This is a genomic window from Terriglobia bacterium, assembly GCA_020072645.1.
Classification (GTDB): Bacteria; Acidobacteriota; Terriglobia; order Terriglobales; family Acidobacteriaceae; genus Angelobacter.
Genome location: JAIQGK010000007.1, coordinates 186,145 through 203,661, shown reverse-complemented (window position 1 = coordinate 203,661; position 17,517 = coordinate 186,145). Strand labels below are relative to the sequence as shown.

Annotated in this window: 14 protein-coding genes; 10 read left to right on the top strand and 4 right to left on the bottom strand. The window is 53.7% G+C overall.

Features of this window, described 5'->3' with window-relative positions; all coding sequences use genetic code 11:
* The first annotated feature begins 175 nt into the window (after positions 1 to 175).
* The 5 genes from LAO76_12240 to LAO76_12220 all read left to right on the top strand — a co-directional run bounded on the left by LAO76_12240 (position 176) and on the right by LAO76_12220 (position 6,014).
* Positions 176 to 1,495 (top strand): PEGA domain-containing protein, encoded by a 1,320-nt coding sequence (locus LAO76_12240; protein MBZ5491690.1) that lies wholly within the window; start codon positions 176 to 178, stop codon positions 1,493 to 1,495.
* A gap of 236 nt (positions 1,496 to 1,731) precedes the next feature.
* Positions 1,732 to 2,412, top strand: coding sequence for a class D sortase (locus LAO76_12235; protein ID MBZ5491689.1), 681 nt, complete (start codon positions 1,732 to 1,734; stop codon positions 2,410 to 2,412).
* 250 nt (positions 2,413 to 2,662) lie between these two features.
* A complete protein-coding gene (locus LAO76_12230; GenBank protein ID MBZ5491688.1) occupies positions 2,663 to 3,511 on the top strand; it encodes an alkaline phosphatase family protein in 849 nt (282 codons plus the stop codon).
* Positions 3,512 to 4,108: 597 nt separating this feature from the next.
* The gene (locus tag LAO76_12225; protein ID MBZ5491687.1) at positions 4,109 to 5,194 is read left to right on the top strand and encodes a YeiH family protein; all 1,086 of its coding nucleotides are present in this window, start codon (positions 4,109 to 4,111) and stop codon (positions 5,192 to 5,194) included.
* A gap of 223 nt (positions 5,195 to 5,417) precedes the next feature.
* Positions 5,418 to 6,014, top strand: coding sequence for a hypothetical protein (locus LAO76_12220; GenBank protein MBZ5491686.1), 597 nt, complete (start codon positions 5,418 to 5,420; stop codon positions 6,012 to 6,014).
* Between the two features lie 40 nt (positions 6,015 to 6,054).
* Here the strand turns inward: LAO76_12220 and LAO76_12215 are convergent, their stop codons facing one another.
* Positions 6,055 to 6,906 (bottom strand): Ku protein, encoded by an 852-nt coding sequence (locus LAO76_12215; protein MBZ5491685.1) that lies wholly within the window; start codon positions 6,904 to 6,906, stop codon positions 6,055 to 6,057.
* A gap of 75 nt (positions 6,907 to 6,981) precedes the next feature.
* Here LAO76_12215 and ligD point away from each other — a divergent pair, with 75 nt between their 5' ends.
* Positions 6,982 to 9,459 carry a DNA ligase D gene (ligD, locus tag LAO76_12210; GenBank protein MBZ5491684.1) on the top strand — a complete coding sequence of 826 codons (2,478 nt, stop codon included), beginning with the start codon at positions 6,982 to 6,984 and terminating at the stop codon, positions 9,457 to 9,459.
* 136 nt (positions 9,460 to 9,595) lie between these two features.
* Here the strand turns inward: ligD and LAO76_12205 are convergent, their stop codons facing one another.
* Positions 9,596 to 10,084: an acyl-CoA thioesterase gene (locus LAO76_12205; GenBank protein MBZ5491683.1), complete on the bottom strand. Its 489-nt coding sequence runs from the start codon at positions 10,082 to 10,084 to the stop codon at positions 9,596 to 9,598.
* A 218-nt stretch (positions 10,085 to 10,302) separates the two neighbouring features.
* Between LAO76_12205 and LAO76_12200 the strand changes: the two genes are divergently transcribed.
* Positions 10,303 to 10,554 carry a hypothetical protein gene (locus LAO76_12200; GenBank protein MBZ5491682.1) on the top strand — a complete coding sequence of 84 codons (252 nt, stop codon included), beginning with the start codon at positions 10,303 to 10,305 and terminating at the stop codon, positions 10,552 to 10,554.
* 101 nt (positions 10,555 to 10,655) lie between these two features.
* Entirely contained in the window at positions 10,656 to 11,813 is a 1,158-nt protein-coding gene (locus LAO76_12195; GenBank protein MBZ5491681.1) for a pyridoxal phosphate-dependent aminotransferase, read from the top strand.
* A gap of 48 nt (positions 11,814 to 11,861) precedes the next feature.
* Here the strand turns inward: LAO76_12195 and LAO76_12190 are convergent, their stop codons facing one another.
* Positions 11,862 to 12,455, bottom strand: coding sequence for a hypothetical protein (locus tag LAO76_12190; GenBank protein ID MBZ5491680.1), 594 nt, complete (start codon positions 12,453 to 12,455; stop codon positions 11,862 to 11,864).
* Positions 12,456 to 12,518: 63 nt separating this feature from the next.
* On the bottom strand, positions 12,519 to 14,105 hold the full coding sequence (locus LAO76_12185; protein MBZ5491679.1) for a benzoate-CoA ligase family protein: 1,587 nt from the start codon (positions 14,103 to 14,105) through the stop codon (positions 12,519 to 12,521).
* 239 nt (positions 14,106 to 14,344) lie between these two features.
* Here LAO76_12185 and LAO76_12180 point away from each other — a divergent pair, with 239 nt between their 5' ends.
* Both LAO76_12180 and LAO76_12175 read left to right on the top strand, forming a co-directional pair.
* Complete coding sequence (locus tag LAO76_12180) at positions 14,345 to 14,887, top strand: sigma-70 family RNA polymerase sigma factor (protein MBZ5491678.1); 543 nt, start codon at positions 14,345 to 14,347, stop codon at positions 14,885 to 14,887.
* Complete coding sequence (locus tag LAO76_12175) at positions 14,884 to 17,514, top strand: FecR domain-containing protein (protein MBZ5491677.1); 2,631 nt, start codon at positions 14,884 to 14,886, stop codon at positions 17,512 to 17,514. The genes LAO76_12180 and LAO76_12175 overlap by 4 nt, the downstream gene beginning before the upstream one ends.
* Positions 17,515 to 17,517: the final 3 nt, after the last annotated feature.

Sequence of the window (17,517 nt, the reverse complement as noted above, 5' to 3'; positions counted from 1 at the left end):
CGACCGTCTTCCCTCAGCAACTGGTACTTCTGCCAGATGTTGTCACTGGAGGGTGTGATCAGGCGCACAGTCTTGGAAGGCAAAGTCTTAGTAATGTCGTAGTGAACACATTAAGAAGATTGCCCTGGCATTAGGACTCCATCGTCGGAAACAGGGCAACTCTCGAGGAGGAGCAATGAAATCTTTACTATTCCGACGTTTATTCGTTCTCTTGACCGTGGTTGCAATTAGCGCATCCATGGCTTTTGCGGAAAAACCAGAGAACGCCAAAATTCGGGTGAACGTTACTCCGAGTGAGGCATACATTTTCATTGATGGGCAGCCTTATACCCATCGCAGCGCCACTCTCAGGCTCGCTCCTGGAGAGTACACAATTGGCGTGTACAACTATGGGTTTGTGCCACAGGTCCAGAAGCTCACCTTGAAAGCAGGTGACAATCCGGAGATCAATGCAAGATTGGTCGAAGTTCCGGGAATGGTTACCGGCCCATGGGGACGCATTCAGATCGAAGGTAATGTTAACGACAAGGCCGCAGTCTTCCTCAACGGCACAACCCCGGATTATTTTGTTGGACATGTGGATGAGATGAACAACAGTGTTCTGGCCAAGCAGCGCCTGATTGTTCCTGTGGGCACCTATCAACTGATCCTGGTTAACCCAAAAGAAACCACACCTTTCTTCAACGGGCAGGTTGAGGTTCGAGCCAACGAGAGAGTCATTGTCGACGTTGCTACAAAAGAGAACACGCGCACCTACAAGCCGTGGAAAAGAGGCGAAGATCATGAGCCCTTCAAACGGTTTGAGGCAGGCAGCAAGACGGCCGATATTGCCGTGGCTCCAGTAAAGGCCAGCATCGGATTGGACAAGACGCAGATTGCCTGTGGTGATTATGTCCAGCTCGGGTGGACTTCAGCTGAAGCAGCCGATGTGGTCATTACGGAAAATGGCAAGCCTCTTTTTAATTCTCCTCTAAACGGAGATCAAAAACTGCGGCCATTACAGACTACGACGTATGAACTCCGCGCAACGGGCCCCGGCGGGATCGTTACGCAAAGTACCACTGTCAACGTGGATACCACCGTAAAGACGTCTTTAACCGCTACGCCGGCTGATGTCACGTTTAACAAAGTAGGAGACAAAGTAGTTGAACAAGGCTCTTCCAACCTCGCTTGGACTGCTGCCAACGCCGATCAGGTGCGCATTGATCCAATTGGGCCAGTAACCGGCGCAAACGGCACCGAGCCTCTAACATTGGTTCCATCTCAGACTGGACTCGGAGTCGTGGATGAGACCAAAACCTACACCATCAGTGCCACTAATATTTGCGGTGGCTCTGATACGCAGACTGCCTCAGTCCATCTTACCGGAGCAATTGAGCCTGAAATGACAGCTGCTCTGCCACAAACGGCTTCTCCGCTGCCGCTGTTTGGACTCCTGGGCCTGGGCTCCGTGCTCACTGGACTTGGCATCCGTCGATTCCGTAAAGGACGTTGAACGACCTAAAGCCCACCACCTCGGGCTTGTCAGATCCACCAGATTCAATCTGGTGGGTCTTTTTTTGCTGTTACTTCGTGCGAAGCAGGCCACACAATGCCTTTTGTTTGCCGTGATCCACGTCACGGTAGCTGTTAATCCCGTTCTTCTATGGTTAGTGCATGGGAATTCCGATGCGGCGCACTGAACCAGTACTTCGAACAGGCCGGACAAGAGCACGGTTTGGAAGTAAATTCATGCGCTGGATGTCGAATTTTCTTCTAGTGATTGGTCTTGCTTTGCTAGCCGTGTACCTGGCCGCTTATCTTCACCGTATGGTGATGGTACGCGTGGGCATGAAGAGCTTTGAAGATGCAAGGCGCCAGGCAGCTGCCAGCATGACGGATTCTCAAATCAAAGAGACTGGCGCAGAAGAAGGAGTTCCAGGCTCTTCTGCGGAGAACGCAAGGTCGCTAGGCTCCGAAGGACGGGGAAGTCCCGCAGCGTCCGCCCATCGATCATGGACAGTGCCTCTTGCGATCTTGCGGATACCCCGCATCCACCTCGATGTCCCGGTTTTTGGCAGCACGGACGATATCACTTTGAACCGTGGCGTCGGGAGGATTGCCGGAACGGCTGCGCCAGGACGAAAAGGTAACATCGGAATAGCGGGCCATCGCGACAGTTTTTTCCAGAACCTAAAAGAGGTGAACCGAGGTGATGAGATCGAACTTGAAACCACCACGACCTTAGAGATATATGTTGTGGACCGTATCCTGGTTACGGGTGAAGATGACCTCAGCGTCCTGCAGCCACGCAACTCACAGTCACTCACGCTGGTTACTTGTTATCCATTCCACTATGTAGGGCCTGCGCCGCGGCGGTTCGTGGTGCAAGCGACGATAAAAGAACTCGCGAGCCCCTCACCAGAAAAATAACTGCAAGGCTCAAGACATCATAGGCAAGGGGTCGAAAAATGCTTACTCCAAGCCAGCGCGCGTCACTCAACCGAGTGATGCGTGTCACAGCCAGAGCGACACGAAGACCTTATGATCGAATGTTTGAGCGTAGCACTTTTGTGAAAATGGCTGGCGAGGTGCTCTACGTAAATCAGACAGAAATCCATCAAGCGTGTTTTGCTGAGCTGCCTGTTATGGCGTTCCGGCGGAAACAGAAAAGAGGGAAAGCATGAGACATAAACTTTGGATCGCTCTGTTAATGCTGGGCTGTGCCGCAGCAGCGTTCGCGGCCATGCCACAATCGAAGCACGTAGTAGTTATCGTGGAAGAAAACCACTCCTTTGATAACGTGATCACCCAGGGCGGAATGCCATATCTGAAATCGCTGGCAGAAAAACATACGATTCTGGTCAACTATTACGCCAATCATCATCCTTCCATGGGCAATTATTTCACCATGACAACAGGGCAGACCATCAGCACCGATGACGGTTATAAGGGTGTTGTCCAGGATGAGAATCTTGTTTCGCAGTTGATCGCGGCGAACAAGCAGTGGAAGGCATACGGACAAAGCATTCCGCGGGCGGGTTACGTGGGTGGCAACCGGAAACCTTTCGTTAAGAAGCATTTTCCCATGGCATATTTCACCAATGTTCGCGACGATGACAAACAACGCATGAATCTGGTGCCATACGAGCAGTTCATGCAGGACCTGAAAAGCGGAGCGCTTCCAGATTTCAGCATGGTCATCCCCGATCAGGACCATGACGCACATGACGGCACACTACAGGAAGCTGATGATTGGCTTAAACAGTGCGTGGGCCCGCTGCTTGAAGATCCCGGCTTCCAGCAGGACGGCGTTCTCATCATTACCTTTGATGAGGCAGCCAAGAGCGATTCCAGCCACGGGGGTGGGCACATCACCACAGTTGTGATAGGCCCGCAAGTCAAGGAAAAATTTGCCGATAATACGTTTTATCAGCATCAGTCACTGCTTGCGACAATCGAGGATCTTTTGGGGTTGCCGCGGCTGAAACAGACAGAAAAAGTGCCATCTTTCACGAACGCTTTTAAATAGGTTGGATATTTTTCAGGGAGCCGGGTTCTTGCGACTCGGCTCTTTTCTTTTGTGCTTTGAAACATAGTTTTTCTTTTTCTCATCGAATGCTTGCAGCACAGGTGGCTTCGACGCATTCGCGCCACGGCCCATGGATGTAACTCGTCCCAATTGGGAACCCGTCTATCCCCCCAAAAAAGTTGAGAATCGATTATGTTTTGACAAACATCCAACACGCTCGTAAGATACGTTCTTCGAATGACAACTCTTCGCCAGATGCCGATGTGTATGAACAACTCATGTTGTTCGTGCGTCTTGTTCGGCACATCTGGCGGGTGATTTCATTAAGGCAATAATTTAGGAAAGTTGCTGAAGCCCACTCACCAGACGTGAGTGGGCTTTTTGTTTTGTGGGAACAATCGTACACATTTGAACAACGCAATATAGAGGAGGACTAAGCAGATGGCGGATCAAGTGACACAGGAAAAATCAAAGAGAGGCCTTTCGCTAGACGGCTGGGCCGTAGGTATTGCCTTGCTGCTGGCAGCGCTCGTGAAGTTGGGCGCCTTGAAACATGTGGGTTGGTAACGCGCAACAAGATTGACTGGAGGATTAGCAATGGCAAGTACTACAACCGTATTGAGAGCAGAACCAATTCAATTGCCGCGCAAATTTCTGGCCATGCTGCCAGGCATTGGCTTGTTGACCATTGTGGGATTGGGCGGAAAGGTCCTGGAGAAGTCGATCGCTACCTATACCAAAGCCCATCATCTGGTGGTTCCTAATATCGAATACGTTTTGTGGGCGATCCTGATTGGCCTCTTGATCTCAAACACGATCGGCGTGGCTGAAGTTTTTAAACCCGGAATTGCAACCTATGAATTCTGGCTCAAGACCGGCATTGTGTTGCTGGGGGCGCGTTTTCTCTTGGCGGACGTTTTAAAGCTGGGCGCGGTCAGCCTGACTTTGGTCCTGATAGAGCTTATTCTCTCGATCGGGTTCATGACGCTTCTGGGCCGCATTTTTGGGCTCAGTCCCAAGTTGACGAGTCTGCTCGCCGTCGGCAGTTCGATTTGCGGCGTATCGGCGATTATCGCCACGAAAGGCGCGATTGAAGCGGACGACGAAGATGCCTCCTTTGCCATTGCGGCAATCCTGGCTCTGGGCGCGCTTGCGCTGTTCACCTTTCCACCTATTGGGCACTGGCTGGGAATGAGCGACCGCATTTACGGCCTGTGGTCCGGAACCGGAGTGGACAATACAGCGGAAGCGGTGGCGGCGGGAGCGCTCTATTCTGATGCGGCAGCAAAGATCGCTGTGCTGGCCAAGACTACGCGTAATGCGATGATCGGCTTTGTAGTTCTGGGATACGCGCTGTATTGGGCCGCGCGCGAAGGCCGACAGGCTGTTGGGAACAAGGCGGCGTTCCTGTGGCAGAAGTTTCCCAAGTTTGTGCTGGGATTCCTGCTGATCTCGCTGCTGGCGAGCCTGAGCATCTTCAACAAGGACCAGGTGAATAACCTCGCCAACTTGTCCAAGTGGGCGTTCCTGCTTACGTTTGCCGGCGTAGGCTTGCGCATCAATTTCAAGGAGATGAAGAAACAGGGATTGCGGCCGTTCATTGTGGGAGCGCTGGGCGAGGTTGTGATCGCGGCAATTACGCTGGGGCTTGTGCTGGGGGCGAGCAAACTTGTGAAGCTGTGACACAGGTTGCTGGGCTGTCTTCGTACCTGGCGTTAGGCAGCCTTGCGCGTGTTACATTTATTGCACGATGGATGCTGATCTTAAAAAGAAACTTCAAATAAGTCTGCTAGTATTTATTGTGATCGCGGGTATTCGGGTGGGATTCATCTTTTATGCCCGGCGAGACACAGGTGGAGGGCCCAAAAAGCCAGAGACAACATACTCATCGAACATGGATGATTATGTGACCCCGCATAAGATTTTTCCTTACAACGTGGAGTCCGCCAAGAAAGAGCTGGTGGGCAAGCCGATGTGGGTGAAGACCGGAAACGTCCTGCCGTATTATCCCTACGATGCAGCGGCCCATGCGGTGAACTTTAAGCGCCAGGAGGGACTCTTACCTCCCATCGCCAAGTTGCAAGTCAAAGACGTGGTGCTTGCCCGCGACGCGGCGCCACCTAAAGTCGGCGAGGTCACGGTTGTCCAGAAGAAGATCATGGCGGTCTTTGAAAAAGCAGGAGAGCCCGGAACGTTTGCTGCTGCCATTGGATCAAACACCAGCGATGACTATACATTCACGGTAAACGACAACTTCTTTTTCGAGGATCCGCACGAGCTCTACAAGCACTGGCCTGCAGATACATGGAACGCCATTGATCAGCACCAGGCCAAGCAGGGTATGAGCGAATTGCAGGCCAGCTTTGCGCTGGGAGCGAACATGAGCGCAAGTGAAGGAGATTACGGCAATCGGACGATTGAGTTTGCCAATGCCGGCAAACCGGTAACCGTGGTTTTTGAGAAAAACAAGGCAACAACGGTTACGCAGGGCAAGGCGCAGTAGAGCTGATCATCTTGAGTTAGCACACCCAGGATCGCTGAATTTAACCGCCGGTTTTGCGGCTTTTCCGCGCCGGGCGGTCTTCTTCCACCGGAACCGCAGGCGTCCCAGTTGAAGAGCGGATCGGTTTCTTCACTTCGGCCAGGCTCATCTTGAGCGCTTCAAGAATATCGACCACAGGCGCCTTGTGCTTGGTTTCAACGGTTTCCACAATCTGCTTGCCTTCAACCTTGGCCTGGATCATGGCCATCAGGTTTTCGCGATAGGCATCGTGGTATTTCTGAGGCTCGAATTCGGCCAGCAGGGAATCAATCAGCATCTTGGCCATGGCCAGCTCTTTTTCTTTCACAATGCTGGTGTCGGTGCGGAACTCTTCCACCTGCCGGATTTCGTCGGGATAATACATGGTGTGCAGCAGAATCCCTTTTGGTCCCGGCCGCAGCACCACGATGTGTTCGCGATTATGCATGGCAATCTTGGCCACACCCACGCACCCGCTTTGGCGTAGCGCTTCAAAAAGAAGGGCATAGGGCTTTTCGCCGGCTTCATCGGGCGCCATGTAATAGGAGCTTTCAAAGAAAATGGCATCGACTTCAGTGGCCTTCACAAACTCCAGAACTTCCATGGTCTTGGCGGTCTTCGGCGCGACCTTCTTGATGTCCTCGTCGTCAATCACTACATATTTGTCTTTCTCGTATTCATAGCCCTTGACGACTTCCGAGCGCGAAATGGGCTTATCTTCAGCCTGGCAATAAAGCACGTTCTTGACGCGAGAGTTGTCATGCTTGTGGAGTTGGTTGAAGCCGACGGATTCACTACGGGCTGCGCTGTACAATTTGACGGGAAGCGACAGCAGACCAAAAGTAAGATGTCCCTTCCAAACTGTGCTGGCCATTTCATGTTCTCCAGATAAGGGCGTAGGGGTTATGAGAGCACAAAAAGCGGTGCAATACAATCTTCCGAACAGGCTATGTCACTAGAAGAATACCGGCGAAAAAGAGTCTTTTCCAGGACACCGGAGCCTCCGGACAAGCCGAGCGGCGAGGAGGGTAACCGCTTTTTTATTCAGAGACATAGTGCCCGACGTCTCCACTATGACTTGAGGCTGGAAATGGACGGTGTACTGAAGTCCTGGGCGCTGCCGCACGGGCCAACACTTGATCCGGCGATCAAGCGTCTGGCGGTCCATGTGGAAGACCATCCGCTGGATTATGGCAGCTTTGAAGGCACGATTCCCAGCGGCAATTACGGCGCGGGTAGCGTCACGTTGTGGGACCGCGGCACGTATGAATGGCTCGGCCCCAAGACGCCGGAGCAGATGTGGGAGTCGGGCGATCTCAAGCTGCGCTTTCATGGACACAAGATCGTGGGCGAGTTTGCTCTGGTGCGCACCAATCGCGCCAAAGGGAAAGACTGGCTGCTGATCAAGAAAAAGGATTTTGCCGTGCGTGAAGGCTGGGACCCGGAAGCCGACACGCGTAGCGTTCTGCAAGGGCCTGGAGACATTTCTTCGACTGAAGGCGCGGTCAAAGCCGACATGCCGACTGCGCTAGAGCCGATGCTGGCGACGCTCGGTAATGCGGTGCCTGCCGGTAGTGACTGGCTCTATGAAGTCAAGTGGGACGGATATCGTGCTCTGTGCTTCATTGAGGCTGGCAAAGTGCGGATGCTCTCGCGGCGGGGCACCAAACTGGATAAGCAGTTTGCACCTGTGGCGCAGGCGCTGGCACAGAGCGTGAAAGCAGACACGGCGATCATTGACGGCGAAGTGGTTGCCCTGGATGACAATGGCAATCCAAGCTTTCAGCATCTGCAAAACCTCACTGGGTTCGGCACCAAACCAGCCCTCAAGGGTATGGCGCCACCGAACCTGAACTTCTTTGCATTCGATCTGCTGTATCTCAACGGATACGACCTGCGGAAAGCCGCACTGATTGACCGGCGGCAACTGTTGATGTCAATCCTGCTGCCTAGCGACATCGTGCGATATTCAGAACATTTTGTTGGCAAGGGTGACGAACTGCTGAATGCCGTGCGCGCCAAGGGCTTGGAAGGAATCATTGCCAAACAGGCGCAGAGCCGCTACGAATCGAAGCGCAGTGGCAGCTGGATCAAGATCAAGGTCACCACACAGCAGGATTTTGTTGTCTGCGGATACATTCTGGGCGAGCGCGAACCGTTTGGCTCGTTGGTGCTGGGTTATCACAAAGACAAGAAGCTTGTTTACGCGGGCAATGTGGGCTCGGGGTTTACGCAGCAATCGCTTAAGAGCCTGTTTGAGAAGATCAAACCGCTGATCACGAAGAAGCCGGTGCTGAGCGATGTGCCGAAAGAAATCGGCGAGGTCACATGGGTAAAGCCCGAGCTGGTCTGCCTGGTGAAGTTTACGTCCTGGACAAAAGACGACCGCCTGCGCGCTCCTGTTTTTATAGGATTGCGGACTGAGGTCGCGCCTGAAGAGGTGGTGCGGGAAACAGGGTTGCTGGCGGACCAAGAATCGCAGCCGGAGTCTACGCCAGAAGTCTTATTGCCTGCGGACAAAACTGAGATCACGCTCGATATCGATGGCCATCGGCTGAAATTCACCAACCTTAATAAAGTTTTCTATCCGGCAGACGGTTATACAAAGCGCGACGTCATCAATTTTTACGCCGCGGTTGCCGATCTGCTGGTGCCGCATTTGCAAGGCCGTCCGCTTTCGCTCAAGAGGTATCCCAACGGCATTGACCAGGATTATTTCTTCCAGAAAGATGCTTCCGGATTTCCTGACTGGCTGCATCGGGCAGAGCTGGAGGATGACGAAGAATCCAAAATGCGCGTGATCTGCGACGACAAAGCTTCTCTCCTTTATCTAGCCAACTTGGGCTGCATTGACCAGAACCCGTACATGAGCCGGATGGAAACGCTGGAGCATCCGGACTTTATTCTGATCGATCTTGATCCGTATCACTGCGGTTATGACCGAATTGTGGAAGCGGCGCAGCTCATCCGGGAAAAGCTGCGGCTGATCGGGTTGATGGGATATCCCAAGACCACCGGCGGAGACGGCATGCATGTCTATGTTCCGGTGGAACCAATTTACAGTTCGGCACAGACGCGGCAATTTGCAGAAATACTGGCGCGATGGGTGGCGGCCGAGCGGCCTGATCTATTTACCACACCGCGAAACGTTTCTTCGCGGGAAAAGGGCAAGGTTTATTTCGACTATCTGCAAAACGCCAGCGGCAAGACGATTTCTGCTCCATACGTTCTACGGGCACATCCGGGAGCGCCCGTGGCGACGCCGCTTAAGTGGGATGAAGTTGTGCCAGGGCTGAAACCGGCGCAGTTTCACATTGCGAATGTGCTGCGGCGCTTTGAGCGCGTGGGCGATTTGTTTGCCGGCGTATTGAAGAAGCTGCAGGAACTGGGCCCGGCGATTGAGAAGCTGAGCAAAGTGATGGTATAAAGCACATGATTCACCGCAAAGGACGCGAAGGTCGCAAAGGAAATCGGAAAAAGGAATTTGGCAGCATAGTGAGACCGTCCTGGCCCGGCATGACATAGGATTGACAGTCATGGGTGAAGCAACCTTCACTCCTTGATCACTCTTTCATAATTTTCTCTCCGGATTGTTGAGCCTTCATCGTTTGGCTGACGTAGCCCGCATGGTTGGTGGTAACGCCCGCCGCTCCTTTCTGCATGGCCGCGCGGAGATCAGCTGACAGAGGCGTTTTGGTGAGCGTGTGCTGTGTTACCAGCACGTAGACGGTTTCCGCCGCGGCGATCGGGCGATCATGACCGGCAATGCGGAATTCGGCGGCCAGCGTGAATGAAGTGTTGCCGAGGACCTTGGCAAAAACAGAAATTTCCAGTACCTGATCAAAGCGCGCCGGGGCCTTCCATTCGATGGTTTGTTTAACGAGTTGGAAGTCGAGTTCGCCGCTGAAGAGCTGCTCGCCATAGCCAAGCGCACGCAGGAATTCTGTGGTGGCCAAGTCGACGTATTCGGCATAGCGTGCGTTGAAGACAACCTTCTGGGTGTCGCATTCACCGTAACGCACGCGGAGATAGTAGCGGAAGGGCATGAGCATTTTGGTCGGAAGTGATTTTAAATGATTCGCGCGAGCGAAATCCTGCTTGTATTTTTCAATCGTTTATTAGGGACGCTGTCCCCTGACTATGCAGTGCGAGCAACCAGGCGCAAAAAAGGCTCCGAGCCGATTCGCTATTGTTTTGTAGGCGAACATACGGTAAACTGCGATGAAACAGCCAACAGGGAAAGGTAACGTGATGGGAAATCAAGTTTTCGATGAAGATTAAAAAGGACGGGAAGACCGTCCAGATGCTGATGTTATGCACGGAGTGCGGGGGAGAGCTGGAGATGGCGTCAGGGGCGACGACTGTTCGGTTCCGCTGTCGTAAGCACGGTGAATTGGGAACGCTTTCGGCAGAGGAGTTTGCTGATGGCTTGCGGCAAGCCCAGGAGAAAGCTGCCCAACAGTATGGCTTGGGGAAACCGGTCCGAATGAAGGTGGCACCGGCAGAACCGACGATCCAGTAGAAGTGGTGGAACTGAACACAAAACCTGCGCGTCGAGCGCTGCGGCGATCGAGCGGCTGACTGAGTCATGTGATAAACAACGAACCTGATATAACTCATCTAATGTTCGCATCGCGCACTGACTGGAACCTGAAACCAAACCGGCTGGCCATAGCGCTGGAGCGCCATAGATCGAGCGGCCGACGACTGCTTGATCTGAGCGCGTCGAATCCTACCGAATGTGGATTCAAGTATGACGCACCGGCCATCATGCGCTCACTTTGTGCTCCCGCATCACTGCAATATCATCCTGATCCAAAAGGCTTGCAATCCGCGAGGCAGGCCGTGAGGGATTACTATGCGGAGCACGGCGATGGCGTCTCGGTCGAAGATCTTATCCTGACTGCAAGCACCAGCGAGGCCTACTCTTTCATCTTTCGGTTGCTGTGCAATCCGGGCGACGAACTGCTGATTCCCACGCCAGGCTATCCGTTGTTTGATTTTCTGGCGGACGTGAATGACGTGAGACTGGTTCACTATCCTCTTTTCTATGACCACGGGTGGCATATCGACATGCACGCTCTAAAGCAGACAATCACTCCGCGTTCACGGGGAGTCATTGTTGTCCATCCGAATAACCCTACTGGACATTTCACCAAGCCAGAAGAAGTTGCGGAGCTCAACCAGATATGTACCGCCAACCAGATGGCCATCATCGCTGATGAAGTGTTTCTTGATTTTTCGCTCGGCGCCGTGCAAAAGAGCTTTGTCGCGAACAACGGAGCACTGACGTTCACCATGAGCGGCATCTCCAAAATTTCCGGCCTGCCACAGATGAAATTTGCATGGCTTGCTGTCAGCGGCCCGGAAGCAGAAAAAAGGGAAGCGGTGGCTAGATTGGAGATGATTGCGGATACGTATCTTTCATTGAATGCTCCGATCCAGTTGGCTGCGACCGTCTTGTTGCAGCAGCGGAAAAAGTTTCAAGAGCAGTTGATGGCCCGTGTGCACGCCAATCTTGCAGAGCTGGATGCGCAGCTTGCGGACAACCAGCACGTGAGCCGTTTGGTTGTTGAGGGAGGCTGGTATGCGGTCCTTCGCATTCCAGCTACGCGTTCGGATGAAGTGCTTGCGATTGAACTGCTGCAATCGCACGATGTGTATCTTCATCCGGGGCACTTCTATGAGTTTTCGGGCGACGGATACCTTATCGTGAGCTTAATTACTCCAACACAAGATTTCAGCGAAGGGCTACGCAGGGTCTTGTCTGCCATTGAATAATCGTGCTCCGTCGCTATCGCCCCAGACATTACAAAGAAGCCTATGCCGCTAAATCCCTGTCGCACTCAACATCAGGTCGCCTACTCCCACATGCGCATGCAAGCGATATTTGCCGGGGCCAGCGGTCTTGAATGATCGTGACAGTCTGGTCTTCGCAGTTTTGAATAACGGACCATACATATCGCCGATGCGGACAGAGAAATCTGCCTGGGCATAATCCTGTGGGTGCAGGGAATTTAGGTCCAGATTGCCGGCGAGGATTTCTATATCCTTATTGCCCTCAACATCGCCAATGCTGAGTCCGCCGGCGCTCATGCGCACGCGCAAATCGGTCTTGTGCGGGACTTCAATGATGGCATGAAAATTTGTTTTCGGTCCGGCAATCTTCACGTGGTTCTGCCCATGTCCTGAATCGATCTCTACCTTCACTTTGCGTACGGCGTCTGCATCGCTGTCATCGTACACAACGGCAATGCTATCGGAGGCGCTTGCGACAATCTGGTAATCGCCAGAGCCAAGGTCTATCACCAGCGGCCAGTTGGGATCAGGCCGAAGCTCATAGCGCCGCTCATGATTGGCTTGCGGTTGTCCCCAGGTCAGGGACGCAGAAAGCGCGAGAAAAAGAAGCAGGAGTCTTTTCATTACACGTCTCCTTGCGTTGTATATACGCCGGAAGAACGGAAAAGGTTCCTGGAAGTTGCAAACTTATTTTGATGGAATGTTCGTTGCGCCAGATGCCGATTGCCGCAGCTTGTAACGCTGGATCTTTCCCGTGGCCGTCTTGGGAAGGTCTGTGACCACCTCAAATACCTGCGGACATTTGTACGCCGCAAGTCTGCCGACAACATGCTGCCGAATCTCTTCAATCAATTGCGGTGTATTGCTCGCGTCTTTCTTGAGCACCACGTAAGCTGCGGGCTTCACTAGATTATTGCCGTCTGCGTTGCCGATGGCCGCGGCCTCCTGCACCATGGGATGCTCCATCAACACGTTCTCAATTTCGATGGGGCTCACCCACATTCCCTTCACCTTCATCATGTCGTCATTGCGGCCCACGTACCAGTAATAGCCGTCCGGATCGCGATAGTATTTGTCGCCGGTGCGGATCCAATGGCCCTCAATGGTTTCTTTTGTTTTCTCGTGCTGGTTCCAGTAAAACGCGCAGACGGAATCGCCCTTAATTAAAAGGCTGCCGACCTCGCCGTCGGGAAGGTCGTTGCCGTTTTCGTCCACGATACGCGCTTCGTATCCAGGCATGATCTGCCCGCTTGAACCCGGACGCACCGCTCCCGGCCGGTTGGCGATAAACATGTGCAGCGCTTCGGTGGATCCGATGGCGTCCAGAATCTCAACGTTAAAGCGTTGCTTGAAGCGATGGTACAGCGTGGCGGCCAGCGGCTCACCGGCGGAAACGGCGTACCGCACGGTTGAGAGATCAAAGTCCGGGCCGCCTTCGCGTTTATAAGAAAGCAGCGTCGAATAGTTTGAAGGCACGGAAAAGAACAGCGTCGGCTTGTGCTTTTCAATCACGGAGAAAATGTTAGGAGGTGACGGCGATCCTGGCCAGAGAATGCTGGTTGCTCCCACGGAGAGAGCAAAATACAGTCCGTTGCCCAGGCCATAGGCAAAGAACATTTTAGCCACGCTGAAAAACCGGTCATCTTGGGTGATCTGCAGAATGTTCCTGGCATAAAGTTCAGCGCATACCACCATGTCATGGTGCAGATGCACGCAGCCTTTAGGGAAGCCAGTGCTGCCGGAAGAGTACAGCCAGAATGCGGCATCGTCTTTTGTTGTCTGTTCCGGAGCCAGGTCAGGAGAACTTTCATTCAGAAGGTCTTGCAGTGACTCCGTGCCATCCTGCGCGTTGCCAAACACAACGATCGTCTTTAGATAGCACAACTTTTCTCGGGCAATGGCCCGTATATGTGACAGCAGAGATTCGCTCACAATCAACACACGCACACGCGAATCATTCAGGATGTATTCATACTCGCTCGGCTTCAGGAGCGTATTGATCGGGATGGGAACGGCGCCGATTTTGATAGCGCCAAAAAAGCAATAAGGAAATTCCGGTGTATCCAGCAGCAATAGGCCCACGCGCTCTTCCTGCCGGACGCCTAGTTTTTTGAGCGCATTGCCCGCGCGATTGACCCTTTCAAAGAGCTGCCGGTAGGTGACGCGCTCGTCGCCGCATTCATAGGCAATTCTGTCGCCCCGGTCTTCGGCAATGTGGCGGTCAACAAAATAGGTCGCGACGTTAAAAATCGTCGGCAGCTGGATTGATTTCATCTTGTCCATCAGTGGAATCTGCGACGCCAGTAGATCTAACCCTCGCGGAATCAGCGGCTTGTATGAAAGCTCCCGATTCAGGATTTACCTAATATAACCGGAACTTATGCGCCTTCCCAGCCGTAACTATTGCCAGCCGGGAAGCGCAAAGCGTGATAATTTTGCCATTCCGGTTAATAACAGGGTTCTTCTCTCGTCTGACATCTTGAGAGGAGCACCGTACTAAATTGCAGGCCACAATGCAAATAGCGCAGGCGAATATGGCAGTCATGGCCGGAGACAGTTACAGGCCGGGGCTGGAGCAGATATTTCTGGAGCACAAAGAGCTTGTTTACCGGGCGGCCTATCGCGTTACCGGCAATTCGAGCGACGCAGAGGATGTGTTGCAAACCGTTTTTCTGCGGCTGGTGCGGTTGGAAAAATTTCCGGAAATCTCCAACCTTCCAGGTTATCTGCACCGTTCCGCGGTGAATGCGTCTCTGGACTTGCTGCGCGGGAAAAAGGAAACCTTTTCCCTGGATGAAGACCCGAACCAGACTGAAGTGGTGTCCACAGATCATGGACCCCATTCGGCTGAACTTCGGGACTGGTTGCGCCACGCACTGGCAAAACTGAATCCACGCTGGGCGGAAATGTTTGTGCTTCGATTTATAGAGGATTACAGCAATCGTGAAATAGCCGGACTTATGAATACATCGGCTGCGGTAGTTGCTGTGGTGCTGCATCGTACGCGTGCTCAACTCAAGAAGGATTTTAAAGGACTGACGAGAGGTGCCCGATGAAGCCGGACGAAAAGAATCGCGCCATCAATCCAGGCGAAAGGCTCGACCATGCGCTTAACGCCATGCGCGCCGAGCAGCCTGATCAAGAAACCATGAACGCCGCCGGAGAGCGCGTGTGGCAGCGCGTAAGCCAGGAAGCCGCTTTTCCTTCCACCGCGCAGGTAGCCTCTATCCGCGGATGTGAAGACGTGCGCTCATTGCTGCCGCAGTATCGCAACGGGACGCTCGCTCCAGCGCGCGCATTGCTGGTGGAATCCCATCTGCATGAATGCGTTGCTTGCCGCCGTGAAGCTGACAACGGCAAACGCGAGCGCAGCGCTCTTGCGCCGTGGAAGCAGGAACTTCCGCAGGTGGCAAACACCGGCTTCCGCTGGGTCGCTGCCGCAGCTGCAATCGTCATTTTTGCCGTGGCGACTTACTTTGTGCAGGACAAGTTCTTTTCCGGACCGCAGGGCATGCGCGCCCGTGTGGAATCACTGAACGGTGTACTGACCCGCGTGGGATATAGCGGTGATCAGGCGCTCAAAGTGGGCGATGAAGTCAGTGAAGGACAGATGGTCCGCACCGGCGGCGGATCACATGCCATGTTGCGCCTGCGCGATGGCTCAGTCGTCGAGATGAATGAGCGCGCCGAATTCGGCGTTTCCATGGGCCGCAAGGACACGACTATCCAGCTTGAACGCGGAAACATCATCATTCAAGCGGCAAAACGGACCAGCGGCCATCTTTATGTAGCTGCGCGTGATTGCCGCGTCTCGGTGACTGGAACAGTATTTTCTGTCAATGCCGGCATGAAAGGATCACGCGTTTCTGTGATTGAAGGCGAAGTGCGTGTGGCGGAAGCCGGAGCGGAGAAGGTACTGCATCCCGGCGATCAGCTTACGACCAACGCCAGCCTGGGAACGGTCCCAGTAAAGCAGGAAATAGCGTGGAGCCAGAACCTGGATAAACATCTGGCGCTGCTGGCGGAGTTTGCTCACTTGAGCAACAAGCTGGAAACCGTACAGATGCCGGGCTTGCGCTTCAAGAGCAATGTACTGCCAACGCTGCCCGCGAACACCGTTGTCTTTGCCGGCATTCCCAACCTGGGCGATGCAGTCCAGCAAGCCAATAAACTTTTCCAGCAGGAATTACAGGAGTCCGCCGTGCTACGCGAGTGGTGGCAGCAAGTGCAGGCAGGGAAGAAGAACGGCCCCGAGTTTGACGAACTGATCAACTACGTCCACGATCTTGGACAGTATCTGGGTGATGAAATTGTTTTCTCCGTCGCGCTGAACGGGCACGACGGCGAGCCTCTGGTGGTCGCTCAGGTGCAGCATGACGGCCTGAAGCAATTCATCCAGCAGGAAGCGGCAAAGTATGCAGGCACAAAAGAGCACATACGGGTCGTCGACGAACAGGAGCTGAACCAGATTCCAGCGCAGAAAGGGAAGCAGTTGCTGATCCTGGTCCGCTCTGACTTTGTTGCCGCGGCCGGCGATGCCGCAACGCTCAAACAATTTGTTGCCGGACTAAACAGCGGTGGAGGCGGCTTTGCCGGCACACCATTTGGCCAGCGTATGGCTGCGCAGTACAAGAATGGCGCGGATATCCTGTTTGGCGCGAACCTGGCAGTGATGACCTCAGCGCATAGGCCGCAAAGTCCGGAACAGACCTCGCGCTATCAGCTTACTGGCCTTGCTGACGTTGAATACCTGATTGCTGAGCGAAAGGGAAGTGGTTCGCAGGTACAGAACCACGCGCAACTAACGTTCGCCAACCAGCGCCATGGACTGGCTTCATGGCTGGCTGCGCCTGCGCCAATCGGCGGACTGGACTTCGTTTCCACCGATGCCGGCGCCGTGGCCGCGTTCATCTCCAAGGACCCGGCGGACATGCTGGATGATGTCCTGAACCTTGCCGATGCTAGTGGGAATAACGGTTCGGCAAAAATTGCACAGGGCGAGTCCGAGCTGAAGATCCAGTTCCATCGTGACCTGGCCGATACGCTCGGCGGCGAAGTTACCATCGCGCTGGATGGCCCAATCCTACCGACGCCATCATGGAAGATTGTGGCTGAGGTGAAAGATCCCGGCCGCTTGCAATCCACGATCCAACAGTTGGTTACGGATGTAAATGATCACGTCAAGGGCGAGCATCCAGGCCTGGCGCTGGAACAGACTTCGGCCAATGGATTGACGTTCTATACAATCCGCCATCTCGATGAAACAAAACCATTCGAGGCTACGTATACATTTACTGACGGATACATGATTCTTGGTCCAAGCAGGGCGCTGGTTATGAATGCGATTGCCATCCACCAGAACGGGAACTCGCTGGCACACTCAGCGGATTTCCGCGCGCTCCTGCCTCAGGACGAACAGCCTGACGTTTCCGCCGTGCTCTATCAGAACCTTGCGCCGGTGATCCAGCCGATCGCACAACAGCTTAGCGCTTCGCAATTGCAATCACTCAAACAGATTGCAGCGGAGACCAAACCCAGCGTAGTCTGCGCTTATGGTGAAAGCAATGCCATACGCGTGGCCAGCAGCAGCCGGCTCTTCGGCTTTGACTTGAACACATTGGCTCTCACCACATTAATGAATGTGGTGCAGCCTTCACGAGCGCATGGAGCGCTTTCTCGGTAAGAG

Excerpts from the sequence above, each read along its gene's own strand:
- LAO76_12240 (MBZ5491690.1), top strand. The coding sequence starts at position 176 with ATGAAATCTTTACTATTCCGACGTTTATTCGTTCTCTTGACCGTGGTT.
- LAO76_12235 (MBZ5491689.1), top strand. The coding sequence starts at position 1,732 with ATGCGCTGGATGTCGAATTTTCTTCTAGTGATTGGTCTTGCTTTGCTA.
- LAO76_12230 (MBZ5491688.1), top strand. The coding sequence starts at position 2,663 with ATGAGACATAAACTTTGGATCGCTCTGTTAATGCTGGGCTGTGCCGCA.
- LAO76_12225 (MBZ5491687.1), top strand. The coding sequence starts at position 4,109 with ATGGCAAGTACTACAACCGTATTGAGAGCAGAACCAATTCAATTGCCG.
- LAO76_12215 (MBZ5491685.1), bottom strand. The coding sequence starts at position 6,906 with ATGGCCAGCACAGTTTGGAAGGGACATCTTACTTTTGGTCTGCTGTCG.
- ligD (MBZ5491684.1), top strand. The coding sequence starts at position 6,982 with ATGTCACTAGAAGAATACCGGCGAAAAAGAGTCTTTTCCAGGACACCG.
- LAO76_12205 (MBZ5491683.1), bottom strand. The coding sequence starts at position 10,084 with ATGCTCATGCCCTTCCGCTACTATCTCCGCGTGCGTTACGGTGAATGC.
- LAO76_12200 (MBZ5491682.1), top strand. The coding sequence starts at position 10,303 with ATGAAGATTAAAAAGGACGGGAAGACCGTCCAGATGCTGATGTTATGC.
- LAO76_12195 (MBZ5491681.1), top strand. The coding sequence starts at position 10,656 with ATGTTCGCATCGCGCACTGACTGGAACCTGAAACCAAACCGGCTGGCC.
- LAO76_12190 (MBZ5491680.1), bottom strand. The coding sequence starts at position 12,455 with ATGAAAAGACTCCTGCTTCTTTTTCTCGCGCTTTCTGCGTCCCTGACC.
- LAO76_12185 (MBZ5491679.1), bottom strand. The coding sequence starts at position 14,105 with ATGAAATCAATCCAGCTGCCGACGATTTTTAACGTCGCGACCTATTTT.
- LAO76_12180 (MBZ5491678.1), top strand. The coding sequence starts at position 14,345 with ATGCAAATAGCGCAGGCGAATATGGCAGTCATGGCCGGAGACAGTTAC.
- LAO76_12175 (MBZ5491677.1), top strand. The coding sequence starts at position 14,884 with ATGAAGCCGGACGAAAAGAATCGCGCCATCAATCCAGGCGAAAGGCTC.